Annotated in this window: 1 protein-coding gene; it reads left to right on the forward strand. The window is 69.9% G+C overall.

Annotation, left to right across the window (positions count from 1 at the left end):
- Positions 1-640 (forward strand): SCO family protein (locus tag D7Y13_RS42000; protein WP_370451682.1); only part of this gene is annotated, 640 nt, incomplete at its 5' end.
- Between the last annotated feature and the right edge of the window lie 31 nt (positions 641-671).

Here is a 671-nt window from a genome sequence, read left to right on the forward strand (position 1 = left end):
CCCCGTCCCCCGTCCCCGGAACTTCCGGCGCTCCATCCTCTGGGCGGGCGTCGTCGTGGCGTCACTTGGACTCGCCGCGGTGACGGCCCGGGAACTGGCCGGGGGCCGCTCCGCCCCACCGCCGAAGCTGGGCGCCCTGCCAGACTTCACCTTCACCCGGCAGGACGGGCAGCCCTTTGGCCTGAAGCAGCTCCACGGCCGCCCCTTCGTCGCCAACTTCATCTTCACCCGCTGCCCCACCGTGTGCCCCGTCTTCACCCAGAAGATGGCGCGCCTGCAGGAGCACACCGCGAAGCTCGGGCCCCGGCTCCAGCTGGTGTCCTTCTCCGTGGACCCCGCCTACGACACCCCGGAGAAACTCTCCGAGTACGGCCAGAAGTACCGCGCCGACTTCACCCGCTGGAACTTCCTCACCGGCGACTACGGCCAGTTGAAGAACACCATCGTCCAGGGTTTCAAGATCAGCATGGGCCGCGAACCCGGCGCCGCCGAGGACGACCTGCTCTCCATCTTCCACGGCACCCACTTCGTCCTGGTGGATGGCGCCGGGGAGATCCGCGGCTACTACGACAGCGCGGATCCCGAAGCCACCGAGCGCCTCGAAGCGGACGCGCACCGCCTCGCCCGCGACGAAGGCTGATCCGCCCCACACCTGGGGTGCCCCCCGGTCG

It is taken from the genome of Corallococcus praedator, from assembly GCF_003612125.1.
Classification (GTDB): Bacteria; Myxococcota; Myxococcia; order Myxococcales; family Myxococcaceae; genus Corallococcus; species Corallococcus praedator.